Genomic DNA, 16,781 nt, shown 5'->3' on the forward strand with positions numbered 1-16,781 from the left:
TCCCCCGACAATTGTAAGTTGCCGCGTGTCAACTAGGGGCATGGAAGGAGATTGAAAATGATTATAATCAAGAGAAGTCTCGTCACAGCAGCCTGCCTGGGCTTGTTCGTTGCAGGCGTAGCTTTCCCGATCGATCATCCCGGTTCCATGGGTGCGGCCTTGGCCAAGGATGGTGGCGGCAATGGCAAGGGCGGCAGCGGCGGCGGCGAGGGTAATGGCAAAGGCGGTGGACAGGGCAAGAGCGCTGGAGATCACGGCAAGTCGTCCGACCGTGGCAAATCAGCCAAGGCTCATGACAAGTCAAAAGTCGACAAGGCCTCTGTCGATGTCGACGATGACGACGATGGCGATGATAACGGCCTTGGCGCGCTGAACGCTGCCCATGCGTCGGCGCGGGCCAGGGACCGAGCTGCGCCAAACTCCGCGGTCGGCAAGATCGCGACGTACGAGCGCAGCCGGGATGAAGCCATGGCTCTGACCGATCCGGCACTGCGCGAACAGGCGCTTGACGACGCTGTTGCGGACCTTGAATCAGCGTTTGGCCGCACCCTTACGGACGATCAGGTCGATCGTATCGATGCCCTTCTGGATGCGAGGCAGTAGGGCATCCCCCTGAACAATCCATGTGGCGGATCGCGGCCGGGAAGCATTCCGGCTGAAGCCGGAGCGGGTAGCAAAGGGTGCTGCTCGCCCCAGCTTTGTGGAACCTTGAATGGAGCTGCGGGTTTACCAAGCCTACGATAAGGACCCGATCCGCATGACACGTCCCAATGTATTCCACCGCTATGCTTACGCTTGGCTGACCCTGCTTTTCTTCGGGGTCAGCATATTCCTTCATTGGCTATTCGGCTGGTACGCTTACGTTTCGGAAACTGCCGAGCACGGCCAAAGCCCGATCGTATCGGACTATCTGGTCACGATGCTGCGCGACACATTCGAGAATTGGCAATCGGAATTCCTTCAATTGCTATGGCAGGTCGTCGGCCTGGCATACTTTCTTTACCTCGGCTCGCCGGCATCGAAAGAAAATGACGACCGCATGGAAGCAAAGATCGACGCTCTCATCCGTCTGAATGGTGGAGAAAAGGCAGAAAAGCTGCTGGCTGAGATCGATGAGACATATTTGCGAAAACATGGTCACGCACAGCCCCATCCTGAGTCCGCTTGAGACGGCGCGCCGCGGCACCGCAGAAGTTCAGGTGCCGCAATCTGCAGGAACGTTATTGCTGCACCCTTACCGCTCATCTTGCCGTCGCTGGAGCCGGGCGATCAGCGCGAATGACACGGCAGCCATTATTCCGAATCCGACGCATATTGTCAGGGATAGGCTGATACCGGCCCGATGCAGGATGAATGCGAAGACAAAGGGCGCGGCCGACGATGCAATGAGCCTGACTGCAGTGGATTTGCCGATGCGTTCGCCATAGCCGTGACTGCCGAACAGGGCGAGCGGAAGTGTTCCCTGCGCGATACTCGAGAGGCCGCTGCCGAGGCCGAACAGAATGGCAAAAGCCACCGCTCCAGTCAGCGCGCTTCCGGTCCATAGCAGAAGTGCAACTGCCCCCGACATCAAACCCGTGGAGATGAGCGCCAGGGCAAGAGGGCGCAACTTATTGCCACTCAGAAGGCTGATCAGCCGGCTTGCCACCTGTGCCGGACCGAACAGGGTGCCTACCAGGACACTGACGCCCCCAAGTCCCAGCGCCGCCAGAATGGGCAGCATGTGGATAAGGATTGCCGCGTTGACAAATCCGAGGAACGCAAAGCCACAGACCATAAGGATGAACCCGGCGCGAATATGCTCGCTTGAGAGCATGGGTTCGACTGTCGACGCCATTGTTCTGTTCGCGAGCCTTCTTTGGCTGCGTGATAGCATTGCCAGCCATGAATGCACCGGCAGGCAAACGACGATATGGGCGGCTGCAAAGACATCGTAGACCTCGCGCCATGAGAGGTAGGCATGAAGTTCGGTCGTCACGGGCCACAGGATAGTTGACGCGAACCCGGCGATCAGCGTGAGGTGAGTAATGCGAATCCGCGCCGTTTCCGGGTCCATCTGCACCAGCAGGGCAAAGGCTGCGTTGTAAAGAACGAAGGTCGATGCGAGATGGATCGCCACAAGGCCGATGAAAAAGCTTGGTATGTTCGCCGAATGGGCGCACAGCACAAGGGCGGCGGCGGCAGCCACCGATCCAGGTGCCATGATGGCGCCGGCGCCGTACCTGTCGATCCACCGTCCGGCCCACGGAGAGGCCAGGCCGCTGACAAGCAGCGATGCGGAGAACGCTCCGAACACCCAGTCGGAGGCAAGGCCGTAGTCCGCCCCCATGGACGGTGCGAGAACGCTGAAGCTGTAATAGAGCGTGCCATAGCCGATGATTTGCGTCACTCCTAGTCCCGCTACGGCGAGCCGGCTTTGGGTGAAAAGCCTGAAGATACCATGAAACGCCGTTCGTGCGTTCATGCTTCGCAGGTTTCGGCACAGGCATTGCCTGCAGGATCGCACCGTCCCTGACAGCAATCCTTCATGAGAAATTCGATCAGGCCGGAGAGGGCAGGGTAGGCGGCGCTGTAGATGATCGAGCGTGCCTCGCGCCTTGACCGGATCAGTCCCGCCCGTTCGAGATGGCTGAGATGGAAAGAAGTTTTCGACGACGACGCGCCCATGGCCTCGCCGACCGCGCCAGCGGCCATTCCATCCGGTCCCGCTTTGACGAGCAAGCGAACAATTCGAAGCCGGGTTTCCTGCGAAAGCGACCCAAAGGCGGCGAGGGCTTGCAATTCGTTCATCATTACCTCAATATCTCAAAAGATGTTGAAATACTGGTAGCCGATCATGAAGAGGATGACCATCCCTTCGCGCACGGATTTCCGCAACGAGGCCGCGGCTCCTTCGTCCTGCTGCCTTCCTGCTGTTGATAAGGCCGGCTGCTGCTCCTAGACGCGCAAGGGCTGTATCAGGGGCGAAGTCAGGTTGGAACCATATGCGCCTGCCGCCGTTTGGCAGGCGGAGGCCGCCGACCATGACTGTTCTAGCGCGCTTTACTCGCATCCTCATCGCCTGCCTTATGGCAGTTGCGCTATCTGCCGGCGCGGTGACGGTGCGGGCCGATGGCCACGATGCGGCTTCGCGCAATACTGTTGCCGATTGCGTGAGCCAACAGCGGATTGATGGCGGGCACAAGCATCCTTCCAATTACCAGATCCATTGCTGTTCGATCGCCCACTGCTGGGTTGCGGCAGAAATCGATGCGCCGCCATTTGTTATTGCCGCGGCAGGCCTGCGGGTTGGTGACCTTACCAACACGTTGAACGTCGGCCCGGCGACAAACCGGCTCGATCGGCCCCCGCAGGTAATCTGATCGGTAGACGGATTCAAACCTGCGCGCCACCTCTCTGGCGATGGCACGCTTCAACGGAAATTACGCAATGATTATCCAATATGCACATGCTCGCGCCAGCAAGCCGGACTGCTGCCCCGCAGGCACTGACGGCGGGGCTGGACAAGCAGGCACACTGGAAACACAAGGAGAACTGTCATGACACATCATTTGAACGCTGAGATGAAGGCTTGCATCGACGAGTGCCTGTCCTGCTATGCAACTTGCCTTTCCACGGCAACCGGATACTGCCTTGAGATGGGCGGCGAACACACACAGAAGGAGCACTTCACTTTGATGCTCGCCTGCGCGGAAATCTGCCGGACTTCGGCGCACTTCATGCTCATCGGCTCCCCGCATCATACGCACGTCTGCCGCGAATGCGCTGAGATATGTTCCGAATGCTCCGACGATTGCGAGAGGATAGGCGACATGCAGGAATGTGTCGACGCCTGCCGCCGCTGCGCTGAGTCCTGCAGAAGGATGGCCGCCTGACCTGAGAGAGAACCGCACGGGTGGCGCCGCCCGTGCGTTTCTCTACTTGAATTCCGATCGTCCAAATAGTCCCAAACAGCGCAATCGCTGAAATCCGAATTGTACCTTCCTGTATCCGGCGCTGCCTGCGTACATGAAGTTACAATGGTCCGGCTCGCCCGACACATCAGCCATACATTTCCTCGTTTTAAGTGCGCCGTGATCAGTGGATTCGCCACTTTAACGCATGGAAGGACGATCGCATGAGAGTTACCCGCATTATCGCTGCCGCCTTGATGATCGCCGGCAGTGGACTATCGCTGGATCATTCATCCGCGCAGCAACAGCAAGTTCAGCGAACCGATCTGCTACAAAGCGATATCAGCATACCTGGGCGGGAGGTCAGTCAGGTTCGCGTCGACTTCGAACCGGGAGCAGTCTCGATAAAGCACTCTCACCCCGGTGAAGAGGTCGCCTATGTTATCGAGGGCTCGCTCGAATATCAGCTCGAGGGCAGGCAACCGGTAACCCTCAAGGCCGGCGAAACCTTGTTCATTCCGGCGGGAACCGTTCACCTGGCGAAGAACGTCAGCAACGGAAAATCGTCGGAGCTTGCCACCTACATCCTCGAAAAAGGAAAGCCCACCGTGGTGCCTGCCAAGTAGGTCCCACATTCAGCCCCATCGCGATCGCGGACGGGGCATCGCTTTCGGCATTTGCAAAGTCTTGGCCAGGTCGGTCGGGGGACCTCTCCCGGCTTCGGCATCGGTTCGCTTCAGAATATTTCAGATATCCTAATATCGCTTAAGTCGACGCTGAGAACCCCGCGCCATACCCTTTGCTTGCCGATTTCTATTCCGATGCCAAAGGAGAAAATCATGTCAGCAATATCACTATCCTCCACACGGCGGGAACTGCTTGCCTCGATGGCAGCTGCCGCAACCCTCAGCCTGCTTCCAAAGTCACTGCAGGCAGCCACCCCGGACACTAATATCCGTCCTTTTACCGCCCAAATCCCCGAAAAAGAGATCGTCGAACTTCGCCAGCGCGTGGCGGCGACCCGCTGGCCTGATCGCGAAACGGTCACTGACCGGTCCCAGGGCGCGCAATTGGCCAAAGTCCAGGATCTCGTTCGCCACTGGGGAACGGCCTATGACTGGCGCAAGGCCGAGGCAAAGTTGAATGCTCACCCGCAGTTCATCACCGAGATCGACGGGCTCGACATCCACTTCATCCATGTCCGTTCCCGGCATGCCAATGCCATGCCTTTGATCATGACCCATGGATGGCCGGGGTCGGTGTTCGAGTTGCTCAAGACGATCGGTCCGCTGACCGATCCGACAGCGCACGGCGGAAGCGCGGATGACGCCTTCCATCTGGTGCTCCCGTCCATGCCGGGCTACGGCTTCTCGGGCATCCCGAGAGAGACGGGATGGGGTCCCGACCGCATCGCCCGCGCATGGGACGAACTGATGCGCCGCCTGGGTTACGACCGTTACGTCTCGCAGGGCGGCGATTGGGGTTCGGTCATCTCGGACGTGATGGCACGGCAGGCTCCGAAGGGGCTGCTCGGCATTCATGTCAACATGCCGGCAACTGTTCCGCCCGACATTGCCAAGGCACTCGCCGATGGTGAGCCGGCGCCTGCCGGACTTTCCGCCGAAGAGAAAGCCGCCTACGAGCAGATGGACAACCTCTACAAGAAGGGGTCCGGCTACGCGCTCATGATGGTCACCCGCCCGCAGACCCTTGGCTATGCGCTGAACGACTCGCCCGTTGGCCTCGCCGCATGGTTTTACGACAAGTTCGCGGACTGGACAGACAGCGGCGGCGATCCCGAACGCGTGCTCACCAAGGACGAGATGCTCGACGATATTTCCCTTTACTGGTTTACGGGAACGGCGACGTCCGGCGCTCGCCTCTATTGGGAAAACAACGCCAATAACTTCAATGCCGTCGACATTTCCATCCCCGCTGCCGTGACGGTGTTCCCGGGTGAAATCTACCAGGCGCCGAAGAGCTGGGCCGAGCGCGCCTATCACAACCTCATCTATTTCAACGAGGTCGACAAAGGCGGTCATTTCGCGGCGTGGGAACAGCCGCAGCTTTTCAGCGCCGAGCTCAGGGCCGCATTCAGGCCGCTGCGCCAGTCGATCTGATCGATCAGGGACGCGCCCGACGGGTGCGCGTCCTCCCCCCGCAACTCTAGAGGAGGCTAAAATGGCTACTCAGAAAACAATTCTCATTACGGGTGCATCCCAGGGCATTGGCGCTGGGCTCGTGAACACCTTTCTCGAACGTGGTTACAACGTTGTTGCGACCTCCCGCAGAATAACCGGGTCAGGACGTTTCCGGGAGGCGGGGCATCTCGCCCTGGTCGATGGCGATATCGGCGAAGCGGCAACCGCCGCCAAGGTCGCACAGACGGCGATCAGTCGTTTCGGCTCTATCGATGCGCTGGTCAACAATGCCGGACTGTTTCTGACGAAACCGTTTCTGGAATTCACGCCGGACGATATGCGCAAGCTCTCGTCGACGAATATCGACGGGTTCATCCATCTCACGCAACTGGCCATAAAACAGATGCTGGCACAGAAATCCGGCGGCAGTATCGTAAGCATTACGACATCGCTGGCGGACCACCCGATAGCAGGCGTCAACGCTTCATTGTCCATGGTGACGAAGGCGGCATCAACGCCATCTCGAAGAGCCTTGCGATGGAGTTCGTCAAGGAGAAGATACGGGTAAACGCCGTTGCTCCGGGTATCGTCGACACGCCCTTGCACGACAATGACCCGAAGGAATTCCTGCAAGGTCTATCTCCGATGGGTGCCATATCCTCCGTGCAGGAAATCGTCGACGCCGTCGTTTTCCTGACCGAAGCGCCACATGTGACCGGGGAGGTGCTGCACGTCGATGGCGGCGCACATCTGGGCAAATGGTAAGCGCCGCGGATCAATCGGCGAAAACCGTCGAGGCAGGCGTCAAACAAGAAATGCTGTCGGCCAGACGGCAGGTCCGCGTGGATCGCCGCACGCCCGAATACTGGCGCGTAACGTTCGACAATCCGCCGTTCAACATTTTCGGCCCGGACACGATACCCCAGCTCAATGAAGTCATTACGGCAATCGAGACGGATCCGCATGTAAGGGTGGTCGTGTTTGACAGTGCCGTGCCGGGTTTCTTCATCACCCACTATGACTTCGTCCCGCCTCTGTCCGAATCCACGGGCTTGCCGTCGGGGCCCACGGGCCTGCATCCGCTACCGGACATGCTGGTAAGGTTGAGCCGCTCGCCAGTGGTCTCGATCAGCCTCATCCGCGGGCGGGCGACAGGCGTTGGAAGCGAACTCGCATTGGCTAGCGACATGCGTTTCGCCAGCCGTGAGAACGCTGTCCTTTCCCAATGGGAGGTCGGCGCCGCTCTTGTTCCCGGCGGCGGTCCGATGGCCCGCCTTCCGACGCTGATCGGCCGCGGCAGGGCGCTTGAGGTGCTTCTGGGCGCGGAAGACATTGGTGGCGATCTGGCGGAGAAGTATGGCTACGTCAACCGGTCGCTTGCCGATGCGGAACTCGATGGATTTGTTGATGCGCTCGCCACAAGAATTTCGAGGTTCGATCGTCATGCGATCGCAGAGACGAAACGTCTTGTCGACGTGGCAAGCCTGCCATCCGACACGGAGATCGGAGCGGGGTGGGATGCATTCATAACCTCGGTACAACGTCCCGAGGCGCAGGAAAAGATTTCGCAGCTGATGCAGCTCGGACTGCAAACCAACCGGGAAATCGAAGCGAAACTGGGTTACTACACGGGGACGTTGGCTCCGAGGTAACCAGATCTGGAGAAGGCCGCCACCGCGGCCACTCTTCCCATTTGATGACAGGAGGTCTGAACCGATGACAGAACATCTTCTTCAAATTTCCGGCGACGAGCCGCAGGCCGGGGACGGCAGTCCGTTGGATGCCATCACAGGATTTTACCGGGCGTTCAACGCTCGCGATATGAATGCGCTTGCCACCAGCTGGCTCGACGACGAAAGAGCCAGCATGGACAATCCGATCGGTGGCATACGTCTGGGCTGGAATGCCATCAGGGAAGGTTATTCGATCCTGTTCGAGGGCAAGGCAGAGGTAAAGGTGGCCTTCGAGGCCCATTCGACCCAGGGCGGCCAAGATTGGCATCTGTTCGTCGGGCGCGAAAGGGGTTTTTGCAGAACTCCGGAGGCTAATCTCGAGCTTCGCATCAGAACCTCAAGGCTCTTCATCCGGGTCGATGGCAACTGGCGGCAGTTTCACCATCACGGTTCCATCGAGGAGCCGGCACTTCTGGCCGAGTACCAGCGCATGATATTCGGCGCGCCTTTGTCGGCGCCGGCTTGAGCCGCATCAGGCGAGGCAGTCCAAGGTTTGCGGCGCCGCAAACAAATGAGAGGCGGTCTCCATTCGGGGACCGCCTCTTCCATGAATACCATTGTGCGCCTATTGCGCATCGACAGCAGTGGGCAAGGCTGCGACCAGTTCGGCGGTCGTCAATATGGCGTGCGCATAGGTGGGACCGTTCAGTTCGTGCGCGGCATGCATCATTTCATGGGTGAAAGCAGCTGTTGCGTCCCGCACCAATGTGACGTGAAAACCCAGCTCCATCGCGTAGCGTCCCGTGGACTCGATGCAGGTGTTGGCAAGAAGTCCCACGACGATGACATGCGTAATGCCGTGCTGCCGCAATTGCTGGTCGAGGTCTGTATTGGCGAACCCGCTTTGCGCCCAGTGTTCCTTGACGACGATATCGCCCGGTCTCGGCGCGAAATCGGGGTGCCAGTCGCCGCCCCATTCTCCCCGCGCAAAGGAATGCCTTTTCATGATTCCCAACTGGGTCGGATTGGGGTGGCACCAGCATTCATAGTCCCCTGGCTCCCAGCGGCGGTGGGGCACGATGAAGACCCGCATTCCTGACTCCCGCACGGTGCGATTGATGGTCTTCAGGTTCTCGATGAGCCCTACCTCCTCGGCGACCTCTTTCACGCGCGGCCAAATCTTGCCACCCTCGGAAAGAAAGTCATTGTACGGGTCGACAAAGAGGAGAGCCGTCGATTGCTTGCTATAAGTTGCCTGTGACATTCTTGACTCCTGTCATTGTTTCTTGATCATGGACCGCACTCAATTCCTGAGCGCGGCGCGTTCGATGCTGGCGGCGAAGAACGGCGTCTCGCCTTTGTTGTGCGCTATGGACATCGGCTGGCGCTGGGCACGGAAAATATCGAACGGGATGCCCTGGCGATCGAGGAAGTCCTTGAACTCGTCGGTCGCCTTCGAGCGAACGTGATTCGTGAATTCACACGTGCGACTGTCGATTGGCCTGACGCTCAGTTCCCAGAGGATGTCGAGCGTCGTTCTGCCCGTCGGGGTGAAGATGTCGGATACGGACTCCAGGATCAGGTGGTCCTTTTGTCCAAGCGTTTCGACATAGTGCTGGACCATCAGGCTGCCACCGATGATTTCCACGTTGATCGACATCCGCCTGCCATCCGGCGCAGTGGTGAAGCCGGCGGCGATATGGGCCGGCGAGCAGCCCTGATATTCTTTCTCGGACAGCGAGAAGCACCATTTTGGAATGTCGATCTTTTCGATTGGCGCGTTGATGAGTGCTGTGAAACTTGAATCAACGACTTCATATTCGCTCATGTCGTGCTCCTTGATCTCGAAGAGGGTTACTGCGTGCCATGGGAACGACGCTGGCCGGATGTTCTCCAGGCGCGTCGGCCAAGTTGGCAAAATCAAGGGTATGGCGCGATGAATTGGCGGTCGACTTAAGCACTATTGCGATTGCTGAAATATCCTGAAGCAGCCAGGTAAATGCCAGCCTGGATCGGGCGGTATTGGGCAGTCGATAACTCCTTTGTGCGCTTGCCCATAAAAGTCTTCTCAACTAAAAATAAAAAGACCCAGGGGTGAGATCGCTAATTGCAATGCAGCAGAACAATCCACTCGTATTCGAGTCCAGCGGATGGGAGGTTGATCTCGCTCAGCGGGAGCTCCGTGCGCGCGGATTGACCGTTCCACTCGGTAGCCGTGCTTTCGAAATCGTCGAAATTCTCGTCCAGTCAGGGGGCGAGCTGGTAACCAAAGACGATCTCATGCGGCGCGTCTGGCCGGGTCTCAACGTTGAGGACAATACTATCCAGGTTCACATATCGGCCATCCGCAAGGCATTAGGCCCGGATCGTGGCATGCTGAAAACGGACTCCGGACGGGGCTATCGCCTGCTCGGCGATTGGGTAATCCGGCAGGAGAACCAACCCCGGCATGTCGAGCCGGTCAACAGACCGCGGGCCGCAATCCATCCGTTTCTCACCAATGTGCCCGTTGCGGCTTCCGCTCTTATCGGCCGGGAAATGGCCGTTCAGCATCTGTGTGATCTGGTTTCGGCCTACCGGGTGGTGACCCTGACCGGTCCAGGCGGCATAGGCAAGACTGTCCTGGCATCCGAGGTGGCTCGCAGGGTCTTTCCGACCGTCGAGAGCGACGTTCTGTTCGTCGAGCTGGTTTCTCTGTCGGATCCGGATCTGGTGCCATCCACGGTCGCAAGTGTGCTCAACCTGCAGCTGCGCGGCGGCGATGAAATGTCACCGGAATCGGTGGCACGTGTCGTAGGTGACCGCAAGGTCCTGCTTGTCCTAGACAATTGCGAGCACGTAATCGATGCGGCCGCGAGAATGGCAGAAGCCCTTGTGCGCCTGTGCCCGCATGCGACAGTCCTTGCGACCAGCCGGGAAGTTTTGCGCATAGAGGGCGAATATGTCTACCGCGTGCCGGCGCTGGACGTTCCGGCACAGCAGGTCGAGGCAGAGGGCAATGTGCTCGAACATAGCTCTGTACAGCTGTTCATAGCGAGGACGCGGTCGCTGCAGGCGGATTTCGGACCGCAGGCTGAAAAGCTTCCCCTCATCGCGGCGATTTGCCGGCAGCTCGATGGCATTCCGCTCGCGATAGAATTCGCCGCGGCAAGAGCCGCCAGCCTTGGCATTCAGCAGGTTGCCGGACGCCTCGACGACCGTTTTGCATTGCTGACCGGCGGACGGCGCACCGCGCTGCCACGGCACCAGACGCTGCGCGCCACGCTGGACTGGAGTTATGAGCTGCTGCCCGAGACGGAACGGCGCCTGCTGCGGCAACTTGCAATCTTTCCCGCCGGTTTCACGCTCGAAGCTGCAACTGCCATCGCGAACCAGACGGAATCATGGGTCGCACTTGGCATTTCAAACCTTGTGTCGAAGTCGCTGGTGGCGCTGGATGGAACGGAAGCCGCCCAGCGCTGGCGGCTCCTCGAGACCGTCCGCGCCTACTCGCTCGAGAAACTGGCAGAGAGCGGCGAACATGAACAGGTCGTGCGCCGCCTCGCGCGATTCTGTGTGGCCTTGTTCGCGCCCTTCGCGACCGATGATCAGCTTCAGTCCGCCATAGATGAACTTGGCCGCTATCGCCGGGAAGTCGACAATCTTCGCGCCGCCCTGAACTGGGCGTTTTCCCCGGGTGGTGACGCTGCCCTCGGGGTCGAACTCGCCGCTATCGCAAGTGACTTCTGGGTAGCCCTGTCGCTCGTTGCGGAATCCAGCGAGTGGGCCGACACGGCATTGGCGCAGATCGGTGACGCCGCTGGTACACGCTCGGAAATGGTTCTGAGATGCAGTCTCGGTTTTGCATTGATCTATACGAAAGGAATGAGCGCCCACGCTCGCGATACTTTGACACGTGCGCTGGCACTCGCGCGCCAGTTTCAGGATTTCGACTATCAGCAGCGCCTGACTTGCGGCCTGTGGCTCTTTTCTGCCCGCTCGATGGCCTTGAATGACGCGCTGGCCTTCGCCCGCGAATATGAAGAAGTCACCCGGGGTCGCGATCTTCAGTTCCGGGCGACGGCTGCCTGGCTGGTCGGGATACCGCAGACCTATCTGGCGGAGCACAACGAGGCCAGCGAGCGGCTTCAATGGGCTGTTGGACAATATCCTGTCGTAAGACGGCGTATCGATATGATGCGGCTCGGGGCTGACGTACGTGCCTCGGCCCTGGCTCACGACACAGTCAACCTCATGTCGCAAGGCCGTCTGGACGCCGCGTCCCGCGCATCGCAAAGCGCCATCGAAGAGGCCCGCGCCACCAATCAACCCTTCGTCCTGTGTGTCGCTCTCGCCTGGGCGGCGGGGTTCGTTTCCCTTGGTCTGGGTGAGCTGGACAGGGCGAGGGAATATGGCGAGGAGCTTGTCGATCATGCCTACAAGCACGCGCTGCGCCCGTTCTATGCTGCTGGCCTTTGTGTAAGGGGTAGTCTCCTGGCGAGGCGTGGCCAGCCGGAAGCAGGCGTCGGGCCCTTGCGCTCCGGTCTCGCCGAAATGCAGGAAGCGGTGTACCTGCTGTTCTATCCGTTTTTCCGGGCAGAACTCGCCGCGGCACTCGGCGCGATGGGCCGCGTCGATGATGGGCTTTGCGAAATCGAGGCGTCACTTCGCTTCGCGATAGAGACGGATTACCGGTGGTTCGTGCCGGAAATGTTGAGGACAAAGGGCGATCTTTTGGCACTGCGTGATACGGATCATCCATCGGTCATAGAGGATATGTACCGTCGTTCGATGCAACAGGCGAATGACCAGAAAGCGCTCTATTGGGAACTCTCCGCGGCGACCAGTCTCGCCGGGCATTTGCAGAGGCAACGTAAAGATGCCGAGGCGCTCGCGGTCCTTGCTCCGGTCTATGGGCGAATGACTGAAGGCTTCGCCGCTCCGAGTGTGAAGCGGGCCAAGAGCATACTGGACCAGTTGAGCTGATCGTTGAGGTCGCAGACGCTCCTATAAATTAGTGTTGACTAATGAATTAGTGACGGCTAATGTAATGGCATGACACAAACAACCGCCATAGATGCCGTTATGCGAACTTTGGGCGATCCGACACGACGCGCCGTCTTCGAACGGATCGTCACCTCCCGTGAGATAACGGTTGCCGAGCTGACGCGGGGCAGCGGCGTGACGCAGGGCGCCATCTCCCAGCATCTTAAATCGTTGAAACAGGCCGGGTTGGTCGCCGAGCGTCCGGAGGGGCGCAATGTCTACTACCGCGCCGAGCCCGAAGGTCTGGAGCCGCTCGTCGACTGGATGAGCCACTACGGTCTCTTCTGGCGCGAGCGCTTTGCCGACCTCAGAACACTATTGAAGGAGATGGATCCATGAACGATGCCGCTGTGAAGTCGGGCACTCGGGAAATTGCGGTCGAAGAAGTTCTTCCGCATTCGCCCGAGACCATCTGGAAGGCGTTGACGACCGGCGATTTGATCACCCGTTGGCTGGGAATGCCGACAACGGGTTTTGAGGCGGTACAAGGCAAACGCTTCACGTTCCAGACGACGCCGGCCGGCAAATGGGACGGCCTCATACGATGCGAGGTGTTGGAAGTGGTGCCAAACGAGCGGCTCGTCTATTCCTGGCAGAGCGGCCATGCGGACAATGTCGGATATGGCTCGCCGTTGGACACCGTCGTCACGTGGGTTCTTGCCCGGGTGGAGAACGGCACGCGCCTTGGCCTTGTCCATTCGGGATTCGTGCTCCCGAACAACGATACCGCTTTCAGGAATATGAGCGCGGGCTGGAAGAAGGTGGTTCCTGGTATCGGCGCTCTCGTCACTGACGAGGTTTCATCCAAAAAATTGAACTAGCGGAGACACGACAACGAGGAGGTTTGCCATGCAACACAAGGTCGTTTCGCGTGAAGAGTGGCTCGACGCGAGGCTCAAGCTGCTCGAGGAGGAAAAAGACCTGACACGCCGCAGCGACGAGCTGGCGCAGCGAAGGCAGGAACTGCCCTGGGTCAGGATCGACAAGCAGTACCGCTTCGAGACCGACGAGGGAAGCGCTTCGCTCCCCGATCTCTTCCAGGGCCGCTCGCAGCTCCTCATCTACCATTTCATGTTCGGGCCGGACTACACCGCCGGGTGTCCATCCTGCTCGGCAATAGCCGACGGCTTTGACCGTTCCGTCGTCCACCTCGCCAATCATGATGTGACGCTCGGTCCTGTTTCGCGGGCACCTATGGCAAAACTTCAGGCCTACAAGAAGCGGATGGGATGGACTTTCCCCTGGGCATCCTCGTTCGGCAGCGACTTCAATGCGGATTTCAGTGTCACGTTTACCGAGAAGCAACAGCGCGAAGGCATCGAATATAATTATGTCCGCGAGCCGAAGCTGGAACCCGCAACCCCCGACGAGATCGCTTTCGCTGCCATGTCGGGAACAGGTGCCGACGAGTATGCGCGCGAGCGGCCGGGCATGAGCGCCTTCGTGCTGGAGGATGGCGTGATTTACCACACCTATTCCGCTTATGCGCGTGGTCTCGATGGCCTCTGGGGCATGTACCAGTGGCTCGATCGTGCTCCGAGGGGACGCAACGAAGATGGTGTCTGGTGGCGCCGCCACGACGAATACAGCAGAACCTGAACAGCTATCCTTCAAACGGGAGATGAAAAATGAGTGAGCCCTACAGGGGCGGATGTGCTTGTGGCGCGATCCGTTACGAAATTTCCGCAGATCCGATCTTCATGAACGACTGCCAGTGCCTCGACTGCCAGCACAAGAGCGGCACGGGTCATGGTTCGTACCTGACCTTTGCCGGCAGGCAGAATGTGATGGTGGAGGGCGAAGCCAGCCATTGGAAAGTCGCCGGCGACAATGGCAACGTCAAGACCCATTCCTTCTGCCCCACCTGCGGTTCGCCGGTCTATCTGACCTCCGTCGCGAACCCTGATTTCTTTACCGTGCATGCCGCCAGTCTCGATGACCCGGGCCGGTACGTGCCGCACGCCGTGACCTATACGGTGCGCGGCCACGCATGGGACCGCGTCGATCCCTCGCTGCAACATTTCGAGAAAATGCCGCCGAGGTAGAGACAGGGCCCGGCACAATCATGATCAGGATTCCGATTTGATAATCGTGCAGGTGTGATGTATCGCCAGTATGATTCTGTCTCCACCAATCGAATGACGATCATGAAAAATTCCCATCGACGCGTTGTTGTTACGTCCCCATTCTTTGATGATGGCGCCGTCGCTTATCTGAAGGAGCACGGGTGCGAGGTCGAAGTCGTCCAATGGCACAAAGGCCAGGGCGATGGCGGCCTTGCAACGCCGCAGCTGGTAGACCTGCTCCAGGGCGCGAGTGGCTGGATCGTCGGACAGGCTTACGTCACGCGTGAATTGCTGGCTGCGCTCCCCGCTCTTCAGGTGCTCGCCCGGCGCGGGGTGGGCTATGAGCGCGTGGATGTCAGCGCGGTGAAAGACCTTGGGCGTGTCCTGACGATTGGTGCCGGCGGCAATGACGCCTCGGTCGCCGACCACACGATCGGCCTGATCCTCGCAGTCGCGCGCCGCCTGCGCGAATCGCAGAACCGCATGCTGTCAGGCAACTGGTCCATTCTGATCAGCTCCGATCTCTCGGAAAAAACCGTCGGCATCATCGGCCTTGGCCGCATCGGCAAAAGTCTGGTGCAACGCCTGAAGGGTTTCGAAACGCGCATTCTTGTCTGCCATCCACGTCCCGACCGGGAATATGGTGAGGCCAATGGCATTACCTATGTGGATATGGAGACGTTGCTGCGCCAGAGCGACTATGTCAGCGTTCACGCGCCCCTGACGCCCGAAACGCGCTTTCTGATCGACAAAGCTGCGCTCGCGCTCATGAAACCCACCTCAGTGCTGATCAATACCGCGCGCGGCGGGCTGGTCAATGACAGCGATTTGCTGCATGCGCTAAAATCCGGCCGGATCGCCGGAGCTGGTCTCGACGTCTATGTCAGCGAAAGTGATCCCGGGTTCAAACCCGTGTCGGACGAACTTATCGCACTGCCGAACGTCGTCGCCACGCCCCACTCGGCGGGATCGTCCGCCGAGGCACTGGCGCGAACCAACATGGTCGCGGCACGAACAGTCGTCTCCGTCTTCGACGGCGGCGATCTGCCCGCTGCCTGCGTCATCGCCGATGGACGGCGCTCGGTTTCGGTACGCTGAGTTGGCTCACATCGTCTTCACGTGAGCCACCAGCTGGTCGAGCGCTTTTCCCCAGCCGTCGTGAAAACCCATTTCCTCGTGCTGCTTCCTTCCCGCTTCGTCGCGGTGGATGGCGATGGCGGTGTAACGGGTGCCGCTTCCCTCGGTCGCAAATGAGACGACGCCCGTGAAGAACGGGTTGTCCGAGGGCCTGTAGCCGGGCAGCAGCGCGTCGGTAAACACCAGCCTTTCATTCGGCACCACCTCCAGATAGCAGCCGAGGTTGGGAAACTCCTGTCCCTCCGGCGAAACCATGATCGTGCGAAACATCCCGCCGGGCCGCAGGTCGATCTCGCATTCCTTCGTCGACCAGGGTGCAGGGGTGAACCATTTGACGATATGTTCGGGCGTGGTCCATGCCTTCCACACGAGATCGCGCGGCACATCGATGACCCGTTCGAGGACGAGATCAAGCTTGGGATCGGGCTGGATGATCGAAGTCGTGTTCATGTGTTCTGCTCCTTCAAGGTCATGAGATAGTCGTCGAGTTGGTCGAGGCGGCGTTCCCATAGCTGACGTTGCTTCGCCAGCCAGTCTTCCACCGGTTTCAGCGGTTCCGGCGCGAGCCTGTATGTCCGCACCCTTCCTTTCTTTCTGGAGATGACGAGCCCGCATCCCTCGAGGATTTTCAGGTGTGCGACAAAAGAGGGCAGGGCCATGTCGAAAGGCTCGGCAAGCTCGCTGACGGAGGCGGGGCTGTTGCCAAGACGTTCCAGGACATGGCGCCGGGTAGGGTCCGACAAAGCGCGGAAAATTCCGTCCAGTGGCGGTACTTGAGATAATGCTCCAGTTGCGGGGCCGCTCATTGGTCGTTCCCTGTGTCGCGAGGTTCGGTCGTCATAACAC

Annotated in this window: 20 protein-coding genes and 1 pseudogene; 15 read left to right on the top strand and 6 right to left on the bottom strand. The window is 59.4% G+C overall.

What is annotated here, in order from left to right; all coding sequences use genetic code 11:
- The first annotated feature begins 57 nt into the window (after nucleotides 1-57).
- A complete protein-coding gene (locus tag CU100_RS06180; protein ID WP_106715597.1) occupies nucleotides 58-603 on the top strand; it encodes a Holotricin-3 precursor in 546 nt (181 codons plus the stop codon).
- 109 nt (nucleotides 604-712) lie between these two features.
- Nucleotides 713-1,168, top strand: a complete 456-nt coding sequence (locus tag CU100_RS06185) for a DUF6766 family protein (protein ID WP_245418925.1) — start codon at nucleotides 713-715, stop codon at nucleotides 1,166-1,168.
- Between the two features lie 66 nt (nucleotides 1,169-1,234).
- Here the strand turns inward: CU100_RS06185 and arsK are convergent, their stop codons facing one another.
- Both arsK and CU100_RS06195 read right to left on the bottom strand, forming a co-directional pair.
- Nucleotides 1,235-2,464: an arsenite efflux MFS transporter ArsK gene (gene arsK / locus CU100_RS06190; protein WP_106715598.1), complete on the bottom strand. Its 1,230-nt coding sequence runs from the start codon at nucleotides 2,462-2,464 to the stop codon at nucleotides 1,235-1,237.
- Nucleotides 2,461-2,790, bottom strand: coding sequence for an ArsR/SmtB family transcription factor (locus CU100_RS06195; protein ID WP_106716037.1), 330 nt, complete (start codon nucleotides 2,788-2,790; stop codon nucleotides 2,461-2,463). The genes arsK and CU100_RS06195 overlap by 4 nt, the downstream gene beginning before the upstream one ends.
- Before the next feature lie 233 nt (nucleotides 2,791-3,023).
- On the opposite strand from CU100_RS06195, the gene CU100_RS06200 reads away from it, so the two are divergent.
- The 7 genes and pseudogenes from CU100_RS06200 to CU100_RS06230 all read left to right on the top strand — a co-directional run bounded on the left by CU100_RS06200 (nucleotide 3,024) and on the right by CU100_RS06230 (nucleotide 8,233).
- Nucleotides 3,024-3,362, top strand: a complete 339-nt coding sequence (locus CU100_RS06200) for a hypothetical protein (RefSeq protein WP_146141802.1) — start codon at nucleotides 3,024-3,026, stop codon at nucleotides 3,360-3,362.
- Nucleotides 3,363-3,539: 177 nt separating this feature from the next.
- Nucleotides 3,540-3,875, top strand: a complete 336-nt coding sequence (locus CU100_RS27155) for a four-helix bundle copper-binding protein (protein ID WP_106715600.1) — start codon at nucleotides 3,540-3,542, stop codon at nucleotides 3,873-3,875.
- A gap of 242 nt (nucleotides 3,876-4,117) precedes the next feature.
- Nucleotides 4,118-4,519, top strand: coding sequence for a cupin domain-containing protein (locus tag CU100_RS06210; RefSeq protein WP_106715601.1), 402 nt, complete (start codon nucleotides 4,118-4,120; stop codon nucleotides 4,517-4,519).
- Between the two features lie 213 nt (nucleotides 4,520-4,732).
- Nucleotides 4,733-6,013, top strand: coding sequence for an epoxide hydrolase family protein (locus CU100_RS06215; protein ID WP_106715602.1), 1,281 nt, complete (start codon nucleotides 4,733-4,735; stop codon nucleotides 6,011-6,013).
- Between the two features lie 61 nt (nucleotides 6,014-6,074).
- Nucleotides 6,075-6,799, top strand: a pseudogene (locus CU100_RS06220) (SDR family NAD(P)-dependent oxidoreductase).
- On the top strand, nucleotides 6,793-7,686 hold the full coding sequence (locus CU100_RS06225) for an enoyl-CoA hydratase/isomerase family protein (RefSeq protein WP_106715603.1): 894 nt from the start codon (nucleotides 6,793-6,795) through the stop codon (nucleotides 7,684-7,686). Before CU100_RS06220 ends, CU100_RS06225 begins: the two are co-directional and overlap by 7 nt.
- Before the next feature lie 64 nt (nucleotides 7,687-7,750).
- Nucleotides 7,751-8,233: a YybH family protein gene (locus tag CU100_RS06230; protein WP_106715604.1), complete on the top strand. Its 483-nt coding sequence runs from the start codon at nucleotides 7,751-7,753 to the stop codon at nucleotides 8,231-8,233.
- Nucleotides 8,234-8,332: 99 nt separating this feature from the next.
- On the opposite strand, the gene CU100_RS06235 is transcribed toward CU100_RS06230, so the two are convergent.
- The gene (locus tag CU100_RS06235) at nucleotides 8,333-8,971 is read right to left on the bottom strand and encodes an isochorismatase family cysteine hydrolase (RefSeq protein ID WP_106715605.1); all 639 of its coding nucleotides are present in this window, start codon (nucleotides 8,969-8,971) and stop codon (nucleotides 8,333-8,335) included.
- 39 nt (nucleotides 8,972-9,010) lie between these two features.
- Nucleotides 9,011-9,535, bottom strand: a complete 525-nt coding sequence (locus tag CU100_RS06240; RefSeq protein ID WP_106715606.1) for a hypothetical protein — start codon at nucleotides 9,533-9,535, stop codon at nucleotides 9,011-9,013.
- 284 nt (nucleotides 9,536-9,819) lie between these two features.
- On the opposite strand from CU100_RS06240, the gene CU100_RS06245 reads away from it, so the two are divergent.
- The 6 genes from CU100_RS06245 (at nucleotide 9,820) to CU100_RS06270 (ending at nucleotide 15,896) form a co-directional block, all read left to right on the top strand.
- Nucleotides 9,820-12,672 carry an ATP-binding protein gene (locus CU100_RS06245; RefSeq protein WP_106715607.1) on the top strand — a complete coding sequence of 951 codons (2,853 nt, stop codon included), beginning with the start codon at nucleotides 9,820-9,822 and terminating at the stop codon, nucleotides 12,670-12,672.
- Nucleotides 12,673-12,741: 69 nt separating this feature from the next.
- Nucleotides 12,742-13,071, top strand: coding sequence for an ArsR/SmtB family transcription factor (locus CU100_RS06250; RefSeq protein ID WP_106715608.1), 330 nt, complete (start codon nucleotides 12,742-12,744; stop codon nucleotides 13,069-13,071).
- The gene (locus tag CU100_RS06255; RefSeq protein WP_106715609.1) at nucleotides 13,068-13,553 is read left to right on the top strand and encodes an SRPBCC family protein; all 486 of its coding nucleotides are present in this window, start codon (nucleotides 13,068-13,070) and stop codon (nucleotides 13,551-13,553) included. The genes CU100_RS06250 and CU100_RS06255 overlap by 4 nt, the downstream gene beginning before the upstream one ends.
- 28 nt (nucleotides 13,554-13,581) lie before the next feature.
- Nucleotides 13,582-14,331: a DUF899 domain-containing protein gene (locus tag CU100_RS06260; RefSeq protein WP_106715610.1), complete on the top strand. Its 750-nt coding sequence runs from the start codon at nucleotides 13,582-13,584 to the stop codon at nucleotides 14,329-14,331.
- Between the two features lie 29 nt (nucleotides 14,332-14,360).
- Nucleotides 14,361-14,777, top strand: coding sequence for a GFA family protein (locus CU100_RS06265; RefSeq protein WP_106715611.1), 417 nt, complete (start codon nucleotides 14,361-14,363; stop codon nucleotides 14,775-14,777).
- A gap of 102 nt (nucleotides 14,778-14,879) precedes the next feature.
- On the top strand, nucleotides 14,880-15,896 hold the full coding sequence (locus CU100_RS06270) for a phosphoglycerate dehydrogenase (protein ID WP_106716038.1): 1,017 nt from the start codon (nucleotides 14,880-14,882) through the stop codon (nucleotides 15,894-15,896).
- A gap of 6 nt (nucleotides 15,897-15,902) precedes the next feature.
- On the opposite strand, the gene CU100_RS06275 is transcribed toward CU100_RS06270, so the two are convergent.
- Together CU100_RS06275 and CU100_RS06280 are read right to left on the bottom strand one after the other, a co-directional pair.
- On the bottom strand, nucleotides 15,903-16,385 hold the full coding sequence (locus CU100_RS06275) for an SRPBCC family protein (RefSeq protein ID WP_106715612.1): 483 nt from the start codon (nucleotides 16,383-16,385) through the stop codon (nucleotides 15,903-15,905).
- Entirely contained in the window at nucleotides 16,382-16,741 is a 360-nt protein-coding gene (locus CU100_RS06280) for an ArsR/SmtB family transcription factor (protein ID WP_106715613.1), read from the bottom strand. Before CU100_RS06280 ends, CU100_RS06275 begins: the two co-directional genes overlap by 4 nt.
- Between the last annotated feature and the right edge of the window lie 40 nt (nucleotides 16,742-16,781).

The sequence above is a fragment of the Phyllobacterium endophyticum genome (genome assembly GCF_003010935.1).
Lineage (GTDB): Bacteria > Pseudomonadota > Alphaproteobacteria > Rhizobiales > Rhizobiaceae > Phyllobacterium > Phyllobacterium endophyticum.

Excerpts from the sequence above, each read along its gene's own strand:
- CU100_RS06180 (WP_106715597.1), top strand. The coding sequence starts at position 58 with ATGATTATAATCAAGAGAAGTCTCGTCACAGCAGCCTGCCTGGGCTTG.
- CU100_RS06185 (WP_245418925.1), top strand. The coding sequence starts at position 713 with ATGGAGCTGCGGGTTTACCAAGCCTACGATAAGGACCCGATCCGCATG.
- arsK (WP_106715598.1), bottom strand. The coding sequence starts at position 2,464 with ATGAACGCACGAACGGCGTTTCATGGTATCTTCAGGCTTTTCACCCAA.
- CU100_RS06195 (WP_106716037.1), bottom strand. The coding sequence starts at position 2,790 with ATGAACGAATTGCAAGCCCTCGCCGCCTTTGGGTCGCTTTCGCAGGAA.
- CU100_RS06200 (WP_146141802.1), top strand. The coding sequence starts at position 3,024 with ATGACTGTTCTAGCGCGCTTTACTCGCATCCTCATCGCCTGCCTTATG.
- CU100_RS27155 (WP_106715600.1), top strand. The coding sequence starts at position 3,540 with ATGACACATCATTTGAACGCTGAGATGAAGGCTTGCATCGACGAGTGC.
- CU100_RS06210 (WP_106715601.1), top strand. The coding sequence starts at position 4,118 with ATGAGAGTTACCCGCATTATCGCTGCCGCCTTGATGATCGCCGGCAGT.
- CU100_RS06215 (WP_106715602.1), top strand. The coding sequence starts at position 4,733 with ATGTCAGCAATATCACTATCCTCCACACGGCGGGAACTGCTTGCCTCG.
- CU100_RS06225 (WP_106715603.1), top strand. The coding sequence starts at position 6,793 with ATGGTAAGCGCCGCGGATCAATCGGCGAAAACCGTCGAGGCAGGCGTC.
- CU100_RS06230 (WP_106715604.1), top strand. The coding sequence starts at position 7,751 with ATGACAGAACATCTTCTTCAAATTTCCGGCGACGAGCCGCAGGCCGGG.
- CU100_RS06235 (WP_106715605.1), bottom strand. The coding sequence starts at position 8,971 with ATGTCACAGGCAACTTATAGCAAGCAATCGACGGCTCTCCTCTTTGTC.
- CU100_RS06240 (WP_106715606.1), bottom strand. The coding sequence starts at position 9,535 with ATGAGCGAATATGAAGTCGTTGATTCAAGTTTCACAGCACTCATCAAC.
- CU100_RS06245 (WP_106715607.1), top strand. The coding sequence starts at position 9,820 with ATGCAGCAGAACAATCCACTCGTATTCGAGTCCAGCGGATGGGAGGTT.
- CU100_RS06250 (WP_106715608.1), top strand. The coding sequence starts at position 12,742 with ATGACACAAACAACCGCCATAGATGCCGTTATGCGAACTTTGGGCGAT.
- CU100_RS06255 (WP_106715609.1), top strand. The coding sequence starts at position 13,068 with ATGAACGATGCCGCTGTGAAGTCGGGCACTCGGGAAATTGCGGTCGAA.
- CU100_RS06260 (WP_106715610.1), top strand. The coding sequence starts at position 13,582 with ATGCAACACAAGGTCGTTTCGCGTGAAGAGTGGCTCGACGCGAGGCTC.
- CU100_RS06265 (WP_106715611.1), top strand. The coding sequence starts at position 14,361 with ATGAGTGAGCCCTACAGGGGCGGATGTGCTTGTGGCGCGATCCGTTAC.
- CU100_RS06270 (WP_106716038.1), top strand. The coding sequence starts at position 14,880 with ATGAAAAATTCCCATCGACGCGTTGTTGTTACGTCCCCATTCTTTGAT.
- CU100_RS06275 (WP_106715612.1), bottom strand. The coding sequence starts at position 16,385 with ATGAACACGACTTCGATCATCCAGCCCGATCCCAAGCTTGATCTCGTC.
- CU100_RS06280 (WP_106715613.1), bottom strand. The coding sequence starts at position 16,741 with ATGAGCGGCCCCGCAACTGGAGCATTATCTCAAGTACCGCCACTGGAC.